Origin of the sequence: Variovorax sp. YR216, assembly GCF_900107745.1 — a bacterium.
Taxonomy (GTDB): Bacteria; Pseudomonadota; Gammaproteobacteria; order Burkholderiales; family Burkholderiaceae_C; genus Variovorax.
The window spans coordinates 70,333-90,613 of the sequence record NZ_FNRO01000022.1 but is presented as its reverse complement, the minus strand read 5'-3'; the positions used below and the strand labels follow the sequence as shown (position 1 = coordinate 90,613).

19 protein-coding genes and 1 pseudogene are annotated in these 20,281 nt (G+C 67.6%); 12 read left to right on the top strand and 8 right to left on the bottom strand.

Features of this window, described 5'->3' with window-relative positions; translation table 11 throughout:
• The 6 genes and pseudogenes from BLW05_RS31640 to BLW05_RS31615 form a co-directional block, all read left to right on the top strand.
• A pseudogene (locus tag BLW05_RS31640) lies at positions 1 to 198 on the top strand (3,4-dihydroxyphenylacetate 2,3-dioxygenase); the annotation flags it as partial.
• Between the two features lie 18 nt (positions 199 to 216).
• Positions 217 to 1,020 carry a 2-oxo-hept-4-ene-1,7-dioate hydratase gene (gene hpaH / locus BLW05_RS31635; RefSeq protein ID WP_093168168.1) on the top strand — a complete coding sequence of 268 codons (804 nt, stop codon included), beginning with the start codon at positions 217 to 219 and terminating at the stop codon, positions 1,018 to 1,020.
• Between the two features lie 12 nt (positions 1,021 to 1,032).
• Complete coding sequence (locus BLW05_RS31630; RefSeq protein ID WP_093168166.1) at positions 1,033 to 2,493, top strand: NAD-dependent succinate-semialdehyde dehydrogenase; 1,461 nt, start codon at positions 1,033 to 1,035, stop codon at positions 2,491 to 2,493.
• 18 nt (positions 2,494 to 2,511) lie between these two features.
• The gene (locus BLW05_RS31625; RefSeq protein WP_093168164.1) at positions 2,512 to 3,231 is read left to right on the top strand and encodes a class II aldolase/adducin family protein; all 720 of its coding nucleotides are present in this window, start codon (positions 2,512 to 2,514) and stop codon (positions 3,229 to 3,231) included.
• A 37-nt stretch (positions 3,232 to 3,268) separates the two neighbouring features.
• Complete coding sequence (locus tag BLW05_RS31620) at positions 3,269 to 4,237, top strand: Bug family tripartite tricarboxylate transporter substrate binding protein (RefSeq protein WP_093168162.1); 969 nt, start codon at positions 3,269 to 3,271, stop codon at positions 4,235 to 4,237.
• 117 nt (positions 4,238 to 4,354) lie between these two features.
• Positions 4,355 to 5,329: a Bug family tripartite tricarboxylate transporter substrate binding protein gene (locus BLW05_RS31615; protein ID WP_177142893.1), complete on the top strand. Its 975-nt coding sequence runs from the start codon at positions 4,355 to 4,357 to the stop codon at positions 5,327 to 5,329.
• On the opposite strand, the gene BLW05_RS31610 is transcribed toward BLW05_RS31615, so the two are convergent.
• Positions 5,316 to 6,254 (bottom strand): LysR family transcriptional regulator, encoded by a 939-nt coding sequence (locus BLW05_RS31610; protein WP_093168158.1) that lies wholly within the window; start codon positions 6,252 to 6,254, stop codon positions 5,316 to 5,318. The two genes, BLW05_RS31615 and BLW05_RS31610, sit on opposite strands and share 14 nt — an antisense overlap.
• A gap of 97 nt (positions 6,255 to 6,351) precedes the next feature.
• Between BLW05_RS31610 and hisC the strand changes: the two genes are divergently transcribed.
• Positions 6,352 to 7,434 (top strand): histidinol-phosphate transaminase, encoded by a 1,083-nt coding sequence (gene hisC, locus BLW05_RS31605; RefSeq protein WP_093168189.1) that lies wholly within the window; start codon positions 6,352 to 6,354, stop codon positions 7,432 to 7,434.
• Positions 7,435 to 7,437: 3 nt separating this feature from the next.
• Here hisC and BLW05_RS31600 read toward each other — a convergent pair whose 3' ends face one another.
• Positions 7,438 to 8,418 (bottom strand): Bug family tripartite tricarboxylate transporter substrate binding protein, encoded by a 981-nt coding sequence (locus BLW05_RS31600; protein ID WP_093168156.1) that lies wholly within the window; start codon positions 8,416 to 8,418, stop codon positions 7,438 to 7,440.
• A gap of 100 nt (positions 8,419 to 8,518) precedes the next feature.
• On the opposite strand from BLW05_RS31600, the gene BLW05_RS31595 reads away from it, so the two are divergent.
• On the top strand, positions 8,519 to 9,445 hold the full coding sequence (locus BLW05_RS31595) for a LysR family transcriptional regulator (RefSeq protein ID WP_371126996.1): 927 nt from the start codon (positions 8,519 to 8,521) through the stop codon (positions 9,443 to 9,445).
• On the opposite strand, the gene BLW05_RS31590 is transcribed toward BLW05_RS31595, so the two are convergent.
• The 5 genes from BLW05_RS31590 to BLW05_RS31570 are packed head-to-tail and all read right to left on the bottom strand — an operon-like array spanning position 9,442 to position 13,974.
• Positions 9,442 to 10,443 carry an ABC transporter substrate-binding protein gene (locus tag BLW05_RS31590; RefSeq protein WP_177142892.1) on the bottom strand — a complete coding sequence of 334 codons (1,002 nt, stop codon included), beginning with the start codon at positions 10,441 to 10,443 and terminating at the stop codon, positions 9,442 to 9,444. The genes BLW05_RS31595 and BLW05_RS31590 overlap by 4 nt on opposite strands.
• 29 nt (positions 10,444 to 10,472) lie before the next feature.
• On the bottom strand, positions 10,473 to 11,618 hold the full coding sequence (locus tag BLW05_RS31585; RefSeq protein ID WP_093168150.1) for an ABC transporter substrate-binding protein: 1,146 nt from the start codon (positions 11,616 to 11,618) through the stop codon (positions 10,473 to 10,475).
• Between the two features lie 49 nt (positions 11,619 to 11,667).
• A complete protein-coding gene (locus BLW05_RS31580; RefSeq protein WP_093168187.1) occupies positions 11,668 to 12,519 on the bottom strand; it encodes a shikimate dehydrogenase family protein in 852 nt (283 codons plus the stop codon).
• A gap of 52 nt (positions 12,520 to 12,571) precedes the next feature.
• A complete protein-coding gene (locus BLW05_RS31575; RefSeq protein ID WP_093168148.1) occupies positions 12,572 to 13,042 on the bottom strand; it encodes a gamma-glutamylcyclotransferase family protein in 471 nt (156 codons plus the stop codon).
• A gap of 17 nt (positions 13,043 to 13,059) precedes the next feature.
• Positions 13,060 to 13,974, bottom strand: a complete 915-nt coding sequence (locus tag BLW05_RS31570) for a LysR family transcriptional regulator (RefSeq protein ID WP_093168185.1) — start codon at positions 13,972 to 13,974, stop codon at positions 13,060 to 13,062.
• Between the two features lie 108 nt (positions 13,975 to 14,082).
• Between BLW05_RS31570 and BLW05_RS31565 the strand changes: the two genes are divergently transcribed.
• From BLW05_RS31565 to BLW05_RS31550, 4 genes are all read left to right on the top strand, one after another.
• Entirely contained in the window at positions 14,083 to 15,318 is a 1,236-nt protein-coding gene (locus BLW05_RS31565; protein ID WP_093168146.1) for an NAD(P)/FAD-dependent oxidoreductase, read from the top strand.
• A gap of 5 nt (positions 15,319 to 15,323) precedes the next feature.
• Positions 15,324 to 17,333: a hydantoinase B/oxoprolinase family protein gene (locus BLW05_RS31560; protein ID WP_093168144.1), complete on the top strand. Its 2,010-nt coding sequence runs from the start codon at positions 15,324 to 15,326 to the stop codon at positions 17,331 to 17,333.
• A gap of 85 nt (positions 17,334 to 17,418) precedes the next feature.
• Entirely contained in the window at positions 17,419 to 18,417 is a 999-nt protein-coding gene (locus BLW05_RS31555) for a Bug family tripartite tricarboxylate transporter substrate binding protein (RefSeq protein ID WP_093168142.1), read from the top strand.
• On the top strand, positions 18,417 to 18,815 hold the full coding sequence (locus BLW05_RS31550; protein ID WP_093168140.1) for a RidA family protein: 399 nt from the start codon (positions 18,417 to 18,419) through the stop codon (positions 18,813 to 18,815). The genes BLW05_RS31555 and BLW05_RS31550 overlap by 1 nt, the downstream gene beginning before the upstream one ends.
• On the opposite strand, the gene BLW05_RS31545 is transcribed toward BLW05_RS31550, so the two are convergent.
• Complete coding sequence (locus BLW05_RS31545; protein ID WP_093168138.1) at positions 18,816 to 20,177, bottom strand: homoserine dehydrogenase; 1,362 nt, start codon at positions 20,175 to 20,177, stop codon at positions 18,816 to 18,818. It lies immediately after the preceding gene.
• Positions 20,178 to 20,281 lie beyond the last annotated feature (104 nt).

Here is a 20,281-nt window from a genome sequence, read left to right as displayed (position 1 = left end):
CACGACACCGCGATGATCCTCGGCGCGCTGGGCTGGTCGGCCTACGACGGCAAGGCGGAAGTGGTGACGCCCTACTTCGGCTCCTCGGGCACCGGCCAGATCAACGCGATCTTCCCGGTCACGCCGCAGGATGGCCGCGCCATCCCGAAGGCCCAGGCGTCCAGCGCCGAGGGCTTCCAGGCTGTTTCACGTCTCTGAGGCTTCACCGCGAATCCAATGACTTTCACGACAGAACAGATCGCGCAGCTTGCGCGCGAACTCCACGAGAGCGAGAAGAGCCGGGTGCAGATCGAGCACTTCTCCAAGCGCTTCCCGGGCATGACGATCGAGGACGGTTATGCCGTCTCTCGCGCTTGGGCGCAGATGAAGCTGGCCGAGGGCCGCCAGACCATCGGCCACAAGATCGGACTCACCTCCCGCGCCATGCAGATGGCGAGCCAGATCGACGAGCCCGACTACGGCACGCTGCTCGACGACATGCTGTTCGAGCCGGGCGACATTCCCGTTTCGCGCTTCATCGCGCCCCGTGTCGAGGTCGAGCTCGCCTTCGTGCTCAAGAGGAAGCTGGAGGGAGCGCAGATCTCGACGCAGGATGTGATCGACGCAACCGAGTACGTCACGCCGGCCATCGAGATCATCGACTCGCGCATCGAGCAGTTCGACCGCCACACGAAGGTGATGCGAAAGGTCTTCGACACCATCAGCGACAACGCGGCCAACGCCGGCATCGTCCTTGGCGGTCGCAGGATGCATCCGCGCGAGCTCGACCTGCCCTGGTGCGGCGCGATCCTCCGGCAGAACGGCGCGGTCGAGGAGACCGGCCTCGCAGCCGGCGTACAGGGCGATCCCGCCGTTGGCGTTGCATGGCTCGCGATGAAGCTCGCCCCGTGGGGTGAATGCCTGGAGGCCGGCGAGATCGTGCTCGCCGGCTCGTTCACCCGTCCGGTGGCGGCGAAGAAAGGCGACGTGTTCGACGCGGACTACGGGCAACTCGGCCGCTTCCAGTTTCGCTTTGTCTGAGGAACCCTATCGATGATTCAACTCAAGGACCCTTCCCTCCTGCGCTCCGCGATGTATATCGACGGCGAGTGGTGCAACGCATACAGCGGCCTCACCATCAGCGTGCGCAACCCGGCCACCGGCGATGAAGTCGGCACGGTGCCCAAGGCGGGCGCAGCCGAAACCCAGCGCGCCATCGAGGCCGCCGACCGCGCCTTCAAGCCCTGGCGCGCGACGACGGCCGAGCACCGCGCGCGCATCCTGCGCCGCTGGTTCGACCTGATGAACGAGCACCAGGACGACCTCGCGCTCATCATGACGCTCGAACAGGGCAAGCCACTTGCAGAAGCCAAGGGAGAGATCGCCTACGCCGCCGCCTACGTCGAGTGGTTCGCGGAGGAAGCCCGCCGCAGCTACGGCGACCTGATTCCGTCGCCCTGGTCGGACCGCGACATCGTGGTCAGGAAGGAACCCGTTGGCGTGTGCGCTGCCGTCACGCCGTGGAACTTCCCGGCCGCGATGATCACGCGAAAGGTTGCACCGGCCCTCGCGGCGGGCTGCACGATCATCGTCAAGCCCGCTTCGCAGACGCCGCTGTCAGCGCTCGCGCTGGCAGAACTGGCCTCGCGGGCCGGCGTGCCGGCAGGCGTGCTGAGCGTCGTGACGGGCAGCGCAGGCGAGATCGGTGGCGCGCTGTCGAGCAGCCCGCTCGTTCGCAAGCTCAGCTTCACCGGCTCCACCGAAGTCGGCCGCACGCTGGCTGCGCAATGCGCACCGACGCTCAAGCGCCTGTCGCTCGAACTCGGCGGCAACGCGCCTTTCATCGTCTTCGACGACGCGGACCTCGAAGCGGCGGTCGAAGGCGCGATCGCCTCCAAGTACCGCAACAGCGGCCAGACCTGCGTGTGCGCGAACCGCTTCCTCGTGCAATCGGGCATCTATGACCGCTTCGCGGACATGCTCGCCGCCGCTGTCTCCAGGCTTCGCGTCGGCAATGGCGTCGAAGCCGGCGTGCAACAGGGGCCGCTCATCGATCCACCATCGCTTGCGAAGGTGGAAGAACTCGTGGCAGACGCAGTGCAGTCGGGCGCCAAGGTGGCGATCGGCGGACGGCGCCATGCGCTCGGCGGCACCTTCTACGAACCGACGGTGCTCACGAACGTGCCCCCAGGCGCCCGCGTCGTCAACGAGGAAATCTTCGGCCCGGTCGCGCCGCTGGTCCGCTTCGAGACGGAAGAAGATGCAATCGCGATCGCCAACAGCAGCGAGTTCGGCCTCGCTTCGTATTTCTTCTCGCGCGACCTCGCGCGCGTCTGGCGTGTGGCGGATGCGATCGAGGCCGGCATGGTCGGCGTGAACACCGGCCTGATCAGCACCGCCGTGGCGCCCTTCGGCGGCGTGAAGCAATCGGGCATGGGTCGCGAGGGCTCGAAGTACGGGCTCGACGAATACATGGACACCAAGTACGTCTGCCTCGGCGGACTCAAGCCGTAGTCACCACGAAAGATCACGATGGAACCAGAAGCAAAGATCCGCAAAGACCTCGCCGCCTGCTACCGGTTGTTCGACTGGCTCGGCTGGACGGAATTGATCTTCAACCACATCACGGTGCGCGTGCCCACGCCGGAAGGCGAGAAGCCCGAGTACCTGATCAATCCCTTCGGCCTGCACTATGCCGAAGTCACGCCCGACAACCTCGTGCGCATCGACATCGACGGCGCGCCGCGCGGAGGAAGCACCGGCCAGGTGAATCGCGCGGGCTTCGTCATCCACAGCGCTATCCACGCGGCGCGCGACGATGCGCACTGCATCATGCATGTGCACACCACGGCGGGCTGCGCGGTCGCTTCCAAGGAATCGGGGCTGCGACACGACAACTTCTACAGCGCCATGCTGTACGACGATGTCGCCTACCACGACTACGAAGGCGTGACGACCAATCTCGATGAGCAACCCCGCCTCGTGAAGTCGCTGGGCAAGCGCAACCACCTGATCCTGCGCAACCACGGCCTGCTGGTGGTTGGCCCGGACATCCCGACCACCTTCAACCGGCTGTGGGTCCTGCAGCGCGCCTGCGAGATCCAGTTGGCATCCGATGCCGGCAGCGGGCCGAACCGCGCCATCCCGGAATCGATCCTGCGCACCGTGCCCGAGACCCGCGTCGCAGGCAAAGGCGACGTCCACCGCGTCATCTTCGACACGATGCTCAGGCGCGCCGGCATCACGTTCTGACCGCTCGACCCACTTCCAAAAATCAACGGAGACAACCGTGCCCCCTTCCCTTGCCCGAAAACTCCTGTGTGCGATCGGCCTGGCCACAACGGCCCTCGGCGCGCATGCGCAGGCCTTCCCTTCCAGGCCGGTCACGATCATCGCGCCCTTCGCGGCCGGCGGATCGGCCGACGGCATCGCGCGGGTCGTGGCACGCGAGCTCGGGCAGGTGCTGGGCCAAACGGTCATCGTCGACAACAGGCCCGGCGGCGGCGGTGCGACCGGTCTCATCCTGGTGGCAAACGCCAAGCCGGACGGCTACACCATCGGCATGGGTGCGACGGGCGCGATCGCCATCGGTCCTCACCTGCCCGATGCACCGCCGCTGAATCCGGACAAGCAGCTCCAGCCGCTGGCGAAGCTGGCCGACATCCCACTGGTGCTCGTCTCGGGCGCCAATTCGGGCTACGACAGCCTGCAGTCATTGCTGAAGGCGGCGAAGACGACCGAAGTGCCCACGGGCAACGCGGGCCAGTACACCGCGCATCACCTTTCCGCCGAACTGCTCGCGAGCACCACGAAGACCCGGTTGCCGGCGATTCCCTACCGCGGCAGCGCGCCGGCGGTGACCGATGTCATTGGCGGACAGGTGCCTGTCGCCATGGTGGACCTCACCTCCGTCGCCGGGCATCTGAAGGCGGGCACCGTGAAGGCACTGGGCGTCACGACACTGAACCGTTCGAAGCTTGCACCGGACATCCCGAGCATTGCCGACGCCGTTCCCGGCTACGCAGCGCCAGCCTGGATGGGGATGTTCGCGCCGAAGGGCGTGCAGGCCGACGTCAGCGAGAAGCTCGCCAACGGCATCCAGACCGTGCTGGAGAAGCCCGACGTGCAGGCGCAGATCCTCAATCTCTCGGCGGAGCCGGCTTACCTCGGCCCCAAGCCGTTCGCGACGTTCATCAGCGCGGAGTCCAAGCGCTGGGCGACCGTGATCGCGAGCCTGCCCAAGCAGCCGCAGAAGTAGGCGATGCCAGTGAAGCGCAAATCCGATCACCAAAGGGAATCGCGATTCGAGATATCGGCTAGGCGATTGCGCCGCTTGCCGACAGCATCGCGTTGGTTCAACTCACAGAAATTTCTCATGTCCAACTTCGCTCGGCGCACTCTGCTTGCTTGTGGTCTGTCCCTCGTCGCCCTGGCTGGCGCGTCGCATGCCCAGACGCTTCCGCCGGTGATCAAGCTCGTCGTTCCATACCCGCCGGGCGGGAGCGCCGACACGCTGGCGCGACTGATCGCACAGCCAATGCAGGAACAGCTCAAGACCACCGTGGTCGTCGACAACAGGCCGGGCGCCGGCGGACGCATCGCCGCCTCGCAACTCAAGCGCTCGCCCGCCGACGGCAGCGTGATCCTCATCGCGCCCAATGCGCTGACCACCATCCAGTCGCTCGTGTATGCGGGGCAACTCGACTACAAGGTGACGGAAGACTTCATTCCCTTGTCGCGCCTCGCGAGCTTTCCGATGGGCCTCGCAGTGCCTGCCACGAGCAAGTTCAAGACAGTGCCCGAACTCGTCGCAGGGATGAAGGGCTCGAAGGACGCGAACTACGGGACCTCGGGCGCCGGCGGCCTCGCGCACTTCGCCGGGCTGGAATTCGGCAAGACGACGGGCATCGAGTGGACTCACATCGCTTACAAGGGCGGTGCACCTCTGGTCACCGATCTGATCGGCGGCCATCTGCCGGTGGCGATCGACGCACTCGTCGACCAGATCGAACACCAGCGCGGCGGCAAGATCCGCGTGGTCGGGATCTTCAGCGACAAGCGCTATTCGCTGGCACCTGATATTCCGACGCTTGCCGAGCAGGGCATCAAGATGGCACCGGTCGAAGGCTGGTTCGGCGCATTCCTGCCTGCGAAGACGCCTGCCGCCGTGGTCGACCAGATCGACCAGGCGATGGCGAAGGCCATTGCCAACCCCGAGGTGAAGGAAAAGCTGAACAAGCTGGTTCTTCAGACCGCCTACCTCAACTCGGCCGACTTCACCCGCCTGCAGGCCGCTGAGCTTCAGCAGTGGGCGCCTGTGGTGAGGGACTCGGGCTTCAAGCCCGACTGACACCATCCAGATTGAGGACACCCGTCAGGCGAGCGTAGGAACGCAGCATCGCGACGAGCTGCGCGGCTTCCGGGCTGAGCCGACGGGCGGCCTTCGACACGATGCCGACCTGGTACGCGAGATCTGCCTGCTCGCGCACCGCGATCTCGATCAGGTTGCCCACCGTGAGCGGATGCCGCAGCAACTGCGCGGGCAAGCGTGCGACGCAGTCTGATTCGAGCAGCATCGAAATCGCGCCGAACACGGAATCGGAGACCGCGGCGAATCGGGGCCGGCCCAGCCGATGCTGCAGGAAGAGTTCCTGGATGCTCTCGTCCTGATGCCCGGGCCGCGATGGATCGCCCACGACGATCCAGTGCGAATCCACCAGTTCGCTGACGCTCGTCGCGCCGCTCAAGGGATGCCCGCGACGCGCCATGATGGCCGCGCTGGTCGAGTAAAGCGGCTGGACATTCAGGTCATCCGACACCATGTCCTGCGGGAGCCTCATCACCGCGAAATCCAGCCGGTTGTCGAGCACGGCTGCCACAAGCTCGTTCGACGAGCGCTGCGTCAGGTGGATCGTCGTCTTCGGGTACGCATTGCGGAAATCCTTCAGCACCGAAGGCACGAGCCTGAGCGACGGCTCGACGGAAGCACCCACCTTGACCTGCTTGGGCGCCGGCCGCCGCGCGCGGTTGAGCCACGCCTCGGCCCGATCCGCTTCCTGGAGCACGGCGCGGGCGTAGGAGACGAACTCCTCGCCCGCCGCAGTCAGCGCAATGCCTTGCGAGGTGCGCTCGATCAGCACGATGTCGTGCTCCTCCTCCAGTTTCGCGAGGCTCTTGGTCAGCCCTGCCTGCGAAACGTCGAGCGCGCGCGCTGCGGCTCGGTAGCCGCCGTGGGACACCACGGCCAGAAGATCTCGAAGTTGCTGCAGTCGCATGACGCAATGGTAGGTGTGTTGGTGCCTGATCACCAAAGGTGATCGCGAAGCGCGAGATGCGCTGGCCACGCGTGCCGATCTGAAAGACCATTGGACGATGAATTCACTGATCTCCTATCCCGCGCACGTTGCCGCGCTCAAGCCTTATGTCCCGGGTCTTCCGATTTCCGCGGTCGCCGCCCGCTCGGGCATCGCCCAGGATCGCATCGTCAAGCTCGCCTCGAACGAAAACCCGCTTGGCGCCAGCCCCAAGGCGCTGGATGCGCTGTCGCGCGCGGCCATCGATCTCTCGCGCTATCCGGACAGCGACTGCGCCGCGCTTTCCGACGCGATTGCTGAATTCCATGGTGTCCCGCGTGACTGGATCGTGGTGGGCGCGGGTTCCGAAAGCGTCCTCGGCAACCTAGTCTCCACGCTGCTGCAGCCGGGCCGCTCGACGGTCTACTCGCAGTACTCCTTTCAGGCCTTTGTGAATGCCGCACAGAAGCTCGGTGCGAGTTCGATGGTCGTGCCGTCGCCCGATTTCAGCGTCGACCTGGACGGTCTCGCCGACGCGATCCAGCCGTCGACCGCGCTCGTCTACATCGCCAACCCCGGGAACCCGACCGGTACGGTCGTCGAGCCTGGTGCACTGAAGGCATTCCTGGAGCGCGTGCCCGCGCATGTCGTCGTGCTGCTCGACGAGGCGTACTTCGAATTCATGCCGGCGGCGCTGCGCGGCGATTCGATCGCCTGGGTGCGCGAGCATCCCAATCTCGTGGTCACGCGGACGTTTTCCAAGGCGTATGGCCTTGCGGGATTGCGCATCGGATATGGGATCGCTCAATCGGGCCTCGCGGACGTGATGCGCAGGGTTCGCTCTCCGTTCACGATCTCCGACGCCGCGCAGGTCGCTGCGATCGCGGCGCTCGAGGACGTCGAATTCATCGAACGGACGGTCGCGATGACCAACGAGGGCCGGAAGGCGCTCACTAGCGGCCTGAGTGAGAAGGGCTATCGATGCGTCGAGTCGCACACCAACTTCGTGTTGGCCGCTGTGGACGGCGGGGCCGCGTTCGCCAGCAAGCTGGAGAAGCACGGCCTCATCGTGCGCCCGGTGACGTCCTACGGCCTGGCGGACTGGGTTCGCGTCAGCATCGGCACGCCGGCGGAGATCGACAGGTTTCTCGCCGCGCTGTAAGGCTCAGTCCATCGTCGCGCCGGATGCCTTCACGACCGCGCCCCAGCGCGCGGTTTCCGACTTGATGTAGGCCGCGAGTTGCTGCGGTGGCATCGTTGCAGCCTCGACACCATCGGCGGCCAGCCGCTCCTGGATCTCCGGCTGCTTCATGACCTTCTCGAGGGCGGCCGCGTACTTTGCGATCAGCTCCGGCGGTGTCCCCGCCGGTGCGACGAGGCTTTGCCATGCGACGGCCTGGAAGTCCTTGGTGCCGGGCGCGCCGGATTCGGCAATCGTCGGAACCTCGGGCATGGCGACCTGCCGCTTGGACGACGTGACGCCCAACGCCCGCAGGCGCCCACCGCGCACATGGGCAAGCGCCGGCGGGATGTCGCTGAACATCAACTGGATCTGGCCGCCGAGCAGGTCGGTCATCGCGAGCGCGCTGCCGCGATAGGGAACGTGGGTCAGGTCGGCGCCGGTGGCCGCCTTGAACATCTCGACGGCGAGATGCTGCGGACTGCCGCTGCCGGCCGAGCCGTAGCTGAGCTTGCCCGCCTTGGCCTTCGACAAGGCGATGAGTTCCCCGATCGATTTCGCCGGTACCGACGCATTCACGACGGCGACCAGCGGCACCGAGCCGATCATGCCGATGGGCGCGAAATCCTTGATCGGGTCGTAGCCGAGGCGCTTGTAGAGCCATGGATTGATCGCCAGCGTGGTGCTCGTCGCCACCAGCAGCGTGCGGCCATCGGCCGGCGCGTGTGCGGCATAGGCCGCACCCAGGCCGCTGCCCGCGCCCGGTTTGTTGTCCACGATGATGTTGGTGCCCAGCAGGGGCGCCATCTCCTTGGCCAGGATGCGTCCGAGCAGGTCGGTCGTGCCGCCCGGTGCATAGGGCACCACGAGCGTGATGGGCTTGTCGCCCTGTGCCCATACGTTGGCCGCAGCCGTGGCGGCGGCCGCGGTGCCTGCGAGCCGAATGATCGCTTTGCGTCTGTTCATCGAATGTCTCCGGTGCAGTCCGGCGCTCGGCGCCTGAGTCTGCAGGTTGGTGTTCAGAGGGAATGTCTTTGATTAGAGTTCAAGGGTGTACGTTTGAGAAATGAATCCTTGCATGGCGATTCATAAGCAACCCTTATCCTCCCTCCCCTCCGTCCGACAGCTTCGCGCCTTCGTGGCCGTCTATCACACCGGAAGCGTTTCTGCCGCCGCGCAGGAGCTCTCCCTCACGCAACCCGCGGTCACCATGCTGCTGCGCGAGCTGGAGACCAAGCTCGGCGTCAGCCTGTTCGATCGCCACACCCGGGCGATCCATCGCACGGATGCCGCGACACGCGCGATCGGGTATGCGCAGAGGGCCCTCGCGGAAATGGAAGGCCTGTCGACGTCGATGAGCGAACTGGCCGGCCTGCACGCCGGCAGAGTTCGCGTGGTGGCCACTGCAGCGGTCGCGCAGGCCATGCTGCCGCCGGCGATGCGCAAGTTTTTGGACAAGCACCCCGGCGTGAGCCTCGAGATCGAGGAGGTCGGGCCAGCCGAATTCGTCGGCGCGATCGAAGCCAACCAGGCGGACTTCGGCGTCGGCACGCTCGAGGGCGCCGAACCCGGTCTGCGCGAGGAGGTTCTGATCCGCGAGACTCTGGTGGCGGCGGCCCTCCCCTCGCCCGCGTTCCCCGGCGGTGTCCCGATGACATGGAAGCAGCTGAGCGCGCTTCCCTTGGTGACCGTGCGTTCGGGCTACGGCATCCGGGGCCGCATCGAGGCCGCCGCGCGGGACGCCGGGGTCGAGCTCAAGGTCGCGCATGAGGTCTCCCTGCTCGCGACCGCCGTCGCGCTGGCCGCGAACGGCCTCGGCGTGGTCGTGGTGCCGCCATCGATCGTGGCGCACGAGATCAAGCTGGTGACGCAGCGGCTCATCCGGCCGACCATCGAACGGGTGATCGGTGTGCATTTCCGGCGAGAGCGATCGCTTTCGCCAGCGGCCGACGCATTCCTTCAGGTGCTCAAGCAGCTCGCTGCCGCGGGCTAACGAACTCCACGGATGGCACGTTCGTAGTACGCCGGGTCCAGGTACCTTTCAGCCGCGGGCGGCCTGCCGCCCCACTGCCCTTCCATTTCGGCACGCAGCGCCAGCACCGTCTGCAGGCCCTGCACATCGACCCTGGCGTCTGGCGCAAGGCCAAACCCGGGCGTCATCAGCATGGCATACGTTTGCTGCGATACCGCGGGATCGAGATTGAAGTTCTTGGCGAGCGCCGCCGTGACCGCATCCTTGTGCGCCGGGTCCATCACCCAGCGCACGGATTCGATGTAGGCGGTGATATAGCGCTCCACCAATTCAGGATGCGCCTTGGCCCATTCGCGCATGGCAAAGCCGCTGGTGGCCTGATAGGGCCCGATGAAATTGCGCGCCTCGCCCATGGACTTCAGGCCCTGCTGCTTGACGTTGATGGAGAACGGCGCGTTGAGCATGCCGGCCGCCAGCCGGGGATCGCCGATCATCGCCTGAGCTCGCTGCATCGTGCCTCCGGCAAGTTGCACCTTGTAGTCGCGACCTTCGACGAGGCCGTTGATCTTGAGGATCTTCTTTGCAACCAATGCATAAGCGGTGTGGGGTGCATCCACGGCGAGCACCTTGCCGCGGATGTCCGAAAAGCTGGCGATGTCACTGCGCACCATGAACTCGACCAGGCCGTAGTCGCCACCCATGATGATCACGGCGTTCCGGCCCTCGGCCTCGACCATGGCGATGGCGTTGTCGGCGGTGGCATGCACGATGTCGAACGTGCCGTTTGCCAGGCCGTTGCGCAGCGAATCGGAGTCCGGCGTGGCCTTGATGTCGAGGGTCAGGCCCTGTTTGGCGAACAGGCCCTGCTCGACGCCCATGATGAGCGGGATGTTCACCGCGCCCGGAAACACGCTGAGGCGCAAGGTGGCGGGCTCCGGCGGTGCCGGCGTCGGCGCCGCACAAGCACTGATGACGATGCTGACAGCCGCTGCAGCGAGCCTTCCGAGAATGGTCCCCATGGATGAGCTTCCTGTGGTCATTCTGGAATCTACTTCGTACCCAGCGCCGGCAGGACTTCCTTCACTTCCTGCTTGCCGTTGCGCACTTCGGTCATGAAGCTCTCGCGGTCCAGGTCGCCGTTGGCATCGAAGGACACGTCCATCAGCACGCCCGGGTTCTGCGCCGCCTTGATCGACAGGCCGTGCAGAGTCTGCGCGATCGCCTTGGGGTCCACCTTGCCGGCTTTCTCCACCGCCGCCTTGAAGATGAACACGGCCGTGTATCCCTTCACGCCGTTGTGGTCCGGGATGAACTTGTATTCGCGCTCGAAGCGCTCGCGGAACGCGCGCACGGCAGGGATGGGCGCATCGGTCGTCAGCCCCACATGCGCCACCGCGCCGTTGGCTGCTTCGCCGGCCAGCTCGATCACCTTCTGGCTGGTGAGCACCGTCTCGCCAACGATCGGCTTGGCAACGCCCTGCTTGCGAAGTTCGCGCAGCGCGCGCGCTGATTCCTCTTCGTTGGAATACACGAACACCACATCCGCATTGCTCTGCTTGGCCTTGAGCACAGGCGCCGAGAAGTCGAGCTGGTTCTGCTCGGTGGAGATGTCCGCCACCACTTTCACGCCCAGGGGCTCGAGCGCCTTCATCAGCGCCTCGCGTCCGCCCTTGCCGAAGTCGTTGTTGACGTAGATGAGGGCGAGGCTCCTGGCATTGAGCGTGTTGGCGATGTAGCGCGCCACCTTGGGCATCGCGGTGTCCTGCGTGAAGCTGGTGCGGAAGATGTACGGGTTGCCCTGCTTGGTGATGGCGGCGGCTTCTCCGCCCGTGAAGTTGGGAATCTCCGCGCGCCGGGTCTCGGCCATGCTGACCAGGATCGAGCCGGAGAACACGGGCCCGAAGACCGCCACCACGCCGTCATCCACCACCTTCGTCGCCAGGCCCTTGGCAACGCCCGGGTTGCTTTGCGTGTCGGCCACGGTGGTCTGCAGCTGGCGGCCCAGGATGCCGCCGGATGCATTGATCTCCTTCACGGCCATCTCCATGCCGTTCTTAAAGTTGGTGCCGGAGGTGGCGCCCGCGCCGGACAGCTCCACGATGGCCGCGATCTTGATCGGCTGGGCCTGCGCGCCGGCAGCCGTGGTCAAGGTCAGGCCGGCGGCGGCCAGCAGAAGGCGCAGGTACTTGTGCATGGGTGTCTCCTGGTTGTTGTCATGCAAGGGTCAGGGCCGGGGTCGCGCGTCACTTCGGATAGAGCATCGAGCGCACGCCGTCGAGATTCGATTGCAGGCTTTGGCTGATGATGTCGAAGCCGAAGAAGCGCAGGTATTCGGGAATCTGCTGTACCAGCATCTCGAACCCGGCCTCGGCGCGCAGCCCGCGGGCACGGCACGCGCGCAGCAGAGGCGTGGGTTCGCGCGTCATGAGGATGTCGAGCACCGCAGCGTCCGCGTCCACCCGCGCCGGGTCGAAAGGCAGTGCATCGTCCGGCTTGAGGCCCAGCGATGTGCAGTTGACGACAAGGTCGAAGCCGGCCGGGTCGGCGCTGCCGGCCACGACCGCTGCGCCGCCCGCCAAAGGCTGCAGGCGCTCCACCAGGCTCTGCGCACGCTCGGGCGAGCGGTTGTGGATGGCCAGCGTCGCGGGCGCCCGCTGCGCAACGGCGGCGGCCACCGCTTGCCCGCCGCCGCCGGCGCCCACCACCAGCACGCGCCGCCCCTTCACGTCGATGCCGAAATGGTCGAGGCCCTTGACGAAGCCGATGCCGTCGAAAAGCGCCGCCTCCAGCCGCCCGTCCGGATGCCGCTTCACCGCATTGACCGCGCCGGCAATCGCCGCGACAGGGTCGGTGGGCTTGAGGATGTCCGCCAGGGCGGGCTTGTGCGGAATGGTGGCCCAGAAGCCGCCGACGTTCTCGGCGCTCATGCCGTGCGCGAGAAAGCCCGGGAGCGCCGCGGCCGGCAGCTTGAGCGGCACCAGCACGGCGTCGACGCCGTGCTGCTGGAAGAGCTGGTTGTAGACCTCCGGAGCGCGCACTTGCGCCACGGGATCGCCAAGGATGTAGAAGACACGCGTCGAACCGGTGATGGGCATGATTTCTCCGATCAAGGGCCGCGCTCTTATCCGGATGAAAAGGCGACCGGCCTCAGGGCGCGAATTTTGGGGTCGGATGGATCCTGCGCAGGGCCTCCTGATAGTCATCCGGGAGGTTCCATTTGCGAGCGCCTTCGACGATGAGCCCCAGGTAGTGCGCGCTCGGCGCATGTTCTACACGCGACTTGTCGAAAACCTCATAGGTGATTGCCTCAAGAGAGCCGCCATCGGGGGTCGAAACCCGCACCTGGGTTCGCACGTAGGCGGGCGGACTCAAGTGCGCGCCCTCGTGCCGATCGAGCGCGGCCAGATCCTCCGCGCTCATTTCGAACAGCGCGCCCCACACGGATTCCCCGGGCGCCACGACGATGTCCGCGACGCCGCACCTGCGCTTTGGCGAGTATCGGGTGAAGGCCAACTGGTAGCCGGGCAACTCGGCAACGCAGATGAATCGTTGGGACGGACAACGTGCGCTGATCTGGTCATGCGACATGTTGGACCCATAGGCGAAATAGCTAGGCATGTTGCGCTTCCTATCGGTTATGCAGCCTGCGCGGCCGCCCCGCGTCGCGTACCGGCCCGCCGTAGCATCTGCGCGAACGCCTCGGCCGCCGGGGACAAGGCCAGCCCACGCCGCTGGTAGACGAAGAACTCCCGGTTCAGCGCCGGCGCACGCAATGCGATGAAGCGGATGCCGAAATTGCCCGCGAACCCGCGCGCATAGTCGGGCACCGTCGCCACGCCCATGCCGGTGCCGACCAACGCCAGCGCGGTCGTCAGGTACCCGACCTCGGTCGCGGTCTGCATCGAGAGCGACGCGTCGTGCTCATGCAGCCGCTGCTCCACATAGCGGCTGAAGTCGCCCGAATACACCACCCAGCGCTCGTTGCGCAACTCTTGCCATGACACGGTCTGGCGCTCGGCCAGCGGATGCGACGCGGCGCACACCAGCCGCATCGGCACGTTCATCAGAAAGCTGCGCGTGACGTCATCGCCGGTCGGGCGCTCGGGGCCGATGCCAAGCTCCGCATCGCCGCGCCGCACGCTGCCCACGATGTCGTCGGCCGTGGCGTCCACCAGGCGCAGGCCGACGGTCGGGTGGGCCTTCTCGAACCGGCCCACGACGCCGGCCACCCAGGTGCAGGCCATCAGCTGCGGCGCCACCACGCGCAGCATGCCGCTGCGCAGGGTCCTCAGGTCGCTCGCGCCTTCCTCGAGTTGCCGCAGGTCGTCGAGCATGCGCCGCGCGAGCGGCAGCAACTGGCGACCGGCCTCGGTCAGCGTGATGGCGTTGCGCGTGCGGTCGAACAGCTTCAGGCCCATGGTGTCCTCGAGCTGCTGCACGAGCATGCTGACGGCCGACTGCGTCAGGTTGAGCTGGCGCGCGGCGATCGTGAAGCTGGCGGTGCGCGCGACGACCGAGAACGCACGCATCTGGCGAAGGGTGATGCTCATGGGCGCACCATTGTCGCGCGCAACCGGCGGCTGAATCAATAAATCTGATGCCGGCATCAAATGAATTCGTTTGCTTGATGCGGTGGCGACCAAGACAATGCGTCCCCTATGCACATCGCCGTCATCGGTACTGGCATCGTTGGCACCTGCACCGCCGCCTGGCTGCAGCGCGACGGTCACCAGATCACGTTCATCGATCCCCGCGAGCCGGGCGAGGCCTGTTCGTTCGGCAACGCCGGCTCCCTGTCGCCCAGTGCCTGCCTGCCGGTGGGGATGCCGGGCATGTGGAAGCGCGTGCCCGACTGGCTTCTGGATCCGCTGGGCCCGCTCACCGTTCGCTGGCGCTATGCGCCTGCGGTGGTGCCATGGCTGCTGGCCATGCTCCGCCATTCGTCGCGCGAAGAGGTGACGCGGATCGCCACGGCGCTGCGCCGGCTGCTCGAGCCCATCTTCGACTGCTACACGCCGTTGCTGCAGGCGGCCCAGGCGCAGCATCTGGTGCGCCGCACCGGCTGCCTCTACGTCTATTCGTCGCGCGAAAAGGCGTCGCAATGGGCGTGGGGCATGAACCTGCGCCGCTCGCTGGGGGTGCAGATGGTCGATGTCGGGCAGGAGGAACTGGAGTCGCTCGAGCCCGACCTCAAGGGGCGATTCCGCTTCGGCATCCTCGCGCCGGAAAACGGCTCCACGCTCGATCCCTCCGCGCTCGTGAAGACGCTGCACGCGCATTGCATGGCGCAGGGCGCCCGCTTCGTTCGCGAGAGCGCGACCGGCTTCGAGCGCCAGGGCCGGCAGGTCACCGCCGTGCGCACCGGCGACGGCGCGTGCACGCCGGTGGACGGCGTGGTGGTGGCGGCCGGCGCCTGGTCGGCCCGGCTGGCGGCGCAGCTGGGCTCGCGCGTCCCGCTCGAAACGCAACGCGGGTACCACGTGACAGTGCACAGCTCCAATCTGAAGCTGCGCCACACGGTGATGGCGGTCGAGAACAACCTGATGGTCAATCCGATGGCGATGGGCCTGCGGCTGGCCGGCACCGTGGAGTTCGCCGGCCTCAAGGCACCGCCGCGCTTCGAACGCGCACAGGCCCTGCTGCGACTGGGCCAGCAGCTCTTCCCGCACCTCGACACGCGCGAGACCACGCAATGGATGGGCCACCGGCCCTGCATGCCCGACAGCCTCCCGGTGATCGGCCGCGCGCGGAATACGGAGAACGCATGGCTGGCCTTCGGGCATGGCCACATGGGCATGTGCATGGGTGCGAGCACGGGTCGCGAGGTGGCGCATCTCGTGGCGGGCCGGCCGACGCAGGTGGACCTCGCGCCCTTCAGCCCCGATCGTTTCTGACCACCATGCACGACATCGCCCTCATCTGCACGCAAGGCTTCGCCGACGTGCTGACGCTGGCGCGGCAGAACCGCGCCGATCCGTACGCCCTGCACGTGCCGGCTTCGACCTGGCCAGAGCGGCTGCCGCCCGCGTGGCGCATCGAGGCACGCGGGCGCATCGACGCTGCGGGCGTCGAGGTCGAGGCGTTGGACATCGGCGGCGTGCTGGCTGCGCTGTCTGCGCTGCCGCATCCGCCGAAGGCGGTGGCCATCAGCCTGCTGTTCGCGCATCGGAACCCGCTGCACGAACAGACGCTGGCGCGGCGCATCCGCGAGCGCTGGCCCGGCTTGCGGATCGCGTGCTCGCACGAAGTCCTGCCGCAGGAAGGCGAATACGAGCGCACGCTGGCGACCGTCGAGGCACTGGGACTGCGAGTCCCCGCGCCGGACATCGCCGATGCACCCACCCAAGCCGACCCGCTTCCGCAGCAGCTCGAGCAACTGGCCGACCGCATGCAGCAGTGCCTGGTCGCGCAGGCCGTCTCCAGTGTCGTGCGCGAGGCGATGGATTGCGCCGCCGCGATCTTCCTGCCCGATGGCCGGTTGGTCGCGCAGGCGCGAACGCTGCCACTGCTCCTGGGCAGCCTGTCGCCCGCGGTCACCGGCCTGCTGCGGGCGTTTCCTGCCAGCACCATGGTCGATGGCGATGGCTATCTCCTGAACGACCCGTGGCACGGCGGCACGCACCTGCCGGATCTGACGCTGGTGCGGCCCGTCTGCGTGGGCGGTATGGTGGTCGCGCTGGTCGCCTGTGTCCTGCACCATCAGGACGTCGGCGGCATCACGCCGGGCTCGGTGCCGACCGACGCGACGAGCATCCAGCAGGAGGGGCTGCGCATTCCGCCCATTCCGCTGTATCGCGCAGGTGTGCTCGACGCGCCCCTGATGCGCCTGCTGCGCGCCAACAGCCGCATGCCCGACAACCTGGAAGGCGACCTGGCCGCGCAATGGGCATCGCTCGCGCAGGGTGCCACCGAGCTGGCCGCGCTGTGGCAGTCCGAGCATGACGTGGCCGGACGCTGCGTCGCCGCGTTGGCGGCATCCGAGGCCGCCGCCCGCGCGGCCCTCGCCGCCGCGCCCGACGGCGACTACGCCTTCGAAGACGCGCTGGATGGCGATGGCCTCGGCGCCGCGCCGGTGCGGGTGTCGGTCTGCATCCGCAAGCGCGGCGATCGCGCGGAACTGGACCTGACCGGCTGCGACGACCAGACACGGGGCCCGGTCAATGCCTCGCGTGGAGCCGTGCAGGCGGCGGTTGCCTACTTCGCGCGCATGCTGGCGCCACGAGCGGCGTGCAACGACGGCAGCCTCGCGCCGCTGACGCTGCATACGCGGCATGGCAGCATCGTGGACCCCGCCTTTCCGGCCGCCGTGAACGCACGCACCAACCTCGTCAAGCTGCTAGCCAATGCCTTGCTGGGTGCCTGGTCGCGCGCGCTGCCCGAGCAGATGCCCGCACCGAACGCGGGCGAGACGGTGGTGCTCTCGCTGGGCGGCACCCGCATGGACGGCCGGCCCTGGCTGCTGACCGAGATCATCGCGTCGGCCGCCGGCGGCGCGCCCTGGGGGCCCGGGGGTTCGGGCGTGTCGACGGATGTGGGCAATGCGCGCAACACGCCCGCGGAATCCATCGAGGCCCAGGCGCCGCTGCGCATGGAGCGCGTGGCCGTGCGTGTCGGCTCGGGCGGCGCCGGCCGTCACCGTGGCGGCGATGGCGTGGTACGCATCTACCGGCTTCTGCATGGCAGCGGCACTATTTCCTATCGCGGCGAGCGCCATGGGGTCGTGCCCCAGGGCGCGGCAGGCGGCCTCCCGGGCAGCCCTGCCGCCGCACGCATCGAACGGGCCGACGGCCGCGTCGAGACACTGCCCGCGAAAGCGCGCGCGCAGTGGCACGCCGGCGACCGGCTCGTGATCGAGACCGCGGGTGGCGGCGGCTGGGGACAGCCCGCGGCCACGCAGACATCCGCATGACGTCGCGCAGTGCGCGTATCACGGCCAGCCCGGCACATCCAGTGCATGGCGGCGATGTTCCTCCCATCTTTTCCTGGAGTTCCCCATGAAGTCCCTGTTGTCCCGGCGCCAGTCGCTGCGCCGCCTCGCCGCCGGCGCCACGTCCGTCATGGCCATGCCCCTGCTTGCTCCGCTGGCCGCGCGGGCCCAGGGCGCCAAGACCGTCCGCATCGTGGTGTCGTTTCCGCCCGGGGGCAGCACCGACCTGCTGGCGCGCCGCATCGGCGAGAAGCTCGCCGCCGCGTGGAACCAGCCCGTGATCGTAGAGAACCGCGCGGGCGCAGGTGGCACGGTCGGCGCGGACTTCGTCGCCAAATCCGCGCCCGACGGCACGACGCTCCTGATGGGCGTGACCGGCAGCAACGCGATTGCGCAGGCGCTGTATCCCAAGCTGCCGTATGACGTGATCAAGGATTTCTCGCCGGTCTCCATGGTCGTCAGTGCGCCGCTCGTGGTCACAGTGAACCCGACGGTGAAGGCCAGCACGCTGGCCGAATTCGTCGCGCTCGCCAAAGCAAAGCCCGGCGCGATCAGCTATGGATCGGCGGGCAACGGCACCTCCATGCACCTGACCGGCGAGATGTTCAAGCAGGCCACGAAGACCTCGATGGTGCACATCCCCTACCGCGGGAGCGCCGGCATGCTGACGGACCTGATGGGCGGCCAGATCGATGCGACCTTCGGCGACCTGCTGGTGGTCATGCCGCAACTGGAGGCCGGCAAGCTGCGGCCGCTGGCCGTCACGTCCAGGCAGCGACATCCCCTGCTGCCCCATGTGCCGACCGTGGCCGAGAGCGGCTACCCCGGCTTCGAGGCGCTCTCCTGGCAGGGCCTGTTCGCGCCCGCAGCCACGCCGCCGGAGCTGGTCGAGAAGATCAGCTCCGACGTCAACAAGGCCATCAAGGCGCCGGACATCCAGGACTACTTCGCATCGCGCGGTTTCCTCGTCGAAGGCACGACGCCGGCCGCGTTCCGGCGCTTCCTCGACGCAGAGGTGAAGAAGTGGTCGGCGATCGTGAAGAGCTCCGGCGCCAAGGCGGACTGATGGGCGCTGTGCAACCCCCCATCGAACGGATCGGCGCCGTGGTGCGAAGCGGCCGGCGCCAGCCGATCTCGGCCGCCGTGGCGTGGGACCGGCTGGTGTTCGTCTCGGGCCAGGTGCCCATGGTCGCGGGCCGACCGAGCCACGCGGACATCGCCGGCCAGACGCACGCCACGCTGGATGGCATCGCCGCGATCCTCGCCGACGCGGGCTGCACGCTGGCCGACGTGGTGAAGACCACCGTGTGGCTCACCGACGCATCGGACTACGCGGGCTTCAATGCGGCCTACGCCGAGCGCTTTCCGCCGGACAGCGCTCCGGCACGATCGACCGTGATTGCCGGGCTGATCGCGCCGGTGAAGGTGGAAATCGAAGCGGTGGCGGTTCGCCCGGCCGCCTGATCAACCGCCGAGTTCCTCCACCCGCAGCGTCGTCACCGCGCCCGCCGCCACGGAATGCGCCTGCAGCATGCGCGCCGCCAGATCGAGCGTTCCCTGCGCGAGCGGCGCCGTCAGCACCAGGACCTGGGCACCGATGCCGGGCCGCTCGGTCGCCAGCGCCACCTGCCGCACCGGCAGCTCCTGCACGGCCAGCCAGGCCGCCACCGTTTCGACATCCGCCGCGGATCGCACGGGCACCCGCATGTAGTGCGGCGTGACGACGGCGGCGCCGGGCAGCACCGGCAAGGTGTTCATCGCGTGCGCCTGGAATCCCAGGTGCGGTACGCGTTGCGCCGCGTGCGTGCCATCGAGGCGCGCCACGTCCACGAGATCGGCGATCACCGCCGAGGCGGTCTGCTCGGAGCCGGCGCCGGCCCCGTAGTACATCGTCAGCCCCGCGGCGTCGCTCTTGACCATCACCGCGTTCATCGATCCGTTCACGTTGGCCATCAGGTGCCCGGCGGGCACCAGCGCGGGCTGCACGCGCAGCTCGACCCCCTCTTCCTTCCGGCGGGCCACACCCAGGAGCTTGATGCGAAAGCCCAGCTCTTCGGCGCAGGCCACATCCACCCCCTGCAGCTCGGTGATGCCCGTCACCTGCGCATCGGCAAAGCGCAAGGGCATGCCGAAGGCATTCGCGGCCAGCAGCGTGAGCTTGTGCGCGGCGTCGATGCCCTCGATGTCGAAGGTCGGGTCAGCCTCCGCATAGCCGAGAGCCTGGGCCTGCGCGAGCGCGGCGGCGAAGTCCAGGCCTTCGTCACGCATCTTGCTCAGGATGAAGTTGGTCGTGCCGTTGATGATGCCGGCCACCCACTCGATGCGGTTGGCCGCGAGGCCTTCGCGCAGCGCCTTGATGATGGGGATGCTCACCGCCACCGCGCCTTCGTAGGCCACGGCCACACCGTGATGCCGTGCCGCAGCGAAGATTTCCGCGCCGTGCACCGCGAGCAGCGCCTTGTTGGCCGTGACCACGTGCTTGCCGTGGGCGATCGCGGCCAGCACCCAGTCGCGCGCCGGTCCGGTGCCCCCTGCCACCTCCACCACCACATCGACGTCGGGGTGCGTGGCCACGCGCAGTGGATCGTCCGTCAGCGCGATGCCCTCCCCCACGATGCCGGCGGCCCGCGCAAGGTTGCGGGCGGACACGATCACCATCTCGATCGACCGGCCCGCCCGGCCCGCGATGTCGGCCTGGTTGCGGGCGAGCACGCGGAACGTGCCTGCGCCCACGGTGCCGATGCCGATCATGCCCACGCGCAGGGGACGGGTGAAAGCGTGGCTGCTGTGCAGCGGTTCGAGGGACTGGACGGGATCGCGATACATGGACTTCTCCGGACATGAACGAAAAAACCCAGCTGCCAGAGCTGGGTTTCATTCATTCGGGGAGAAGAGAGACACCAGGTGGCTGCCGGAACGGCCACCTGCGC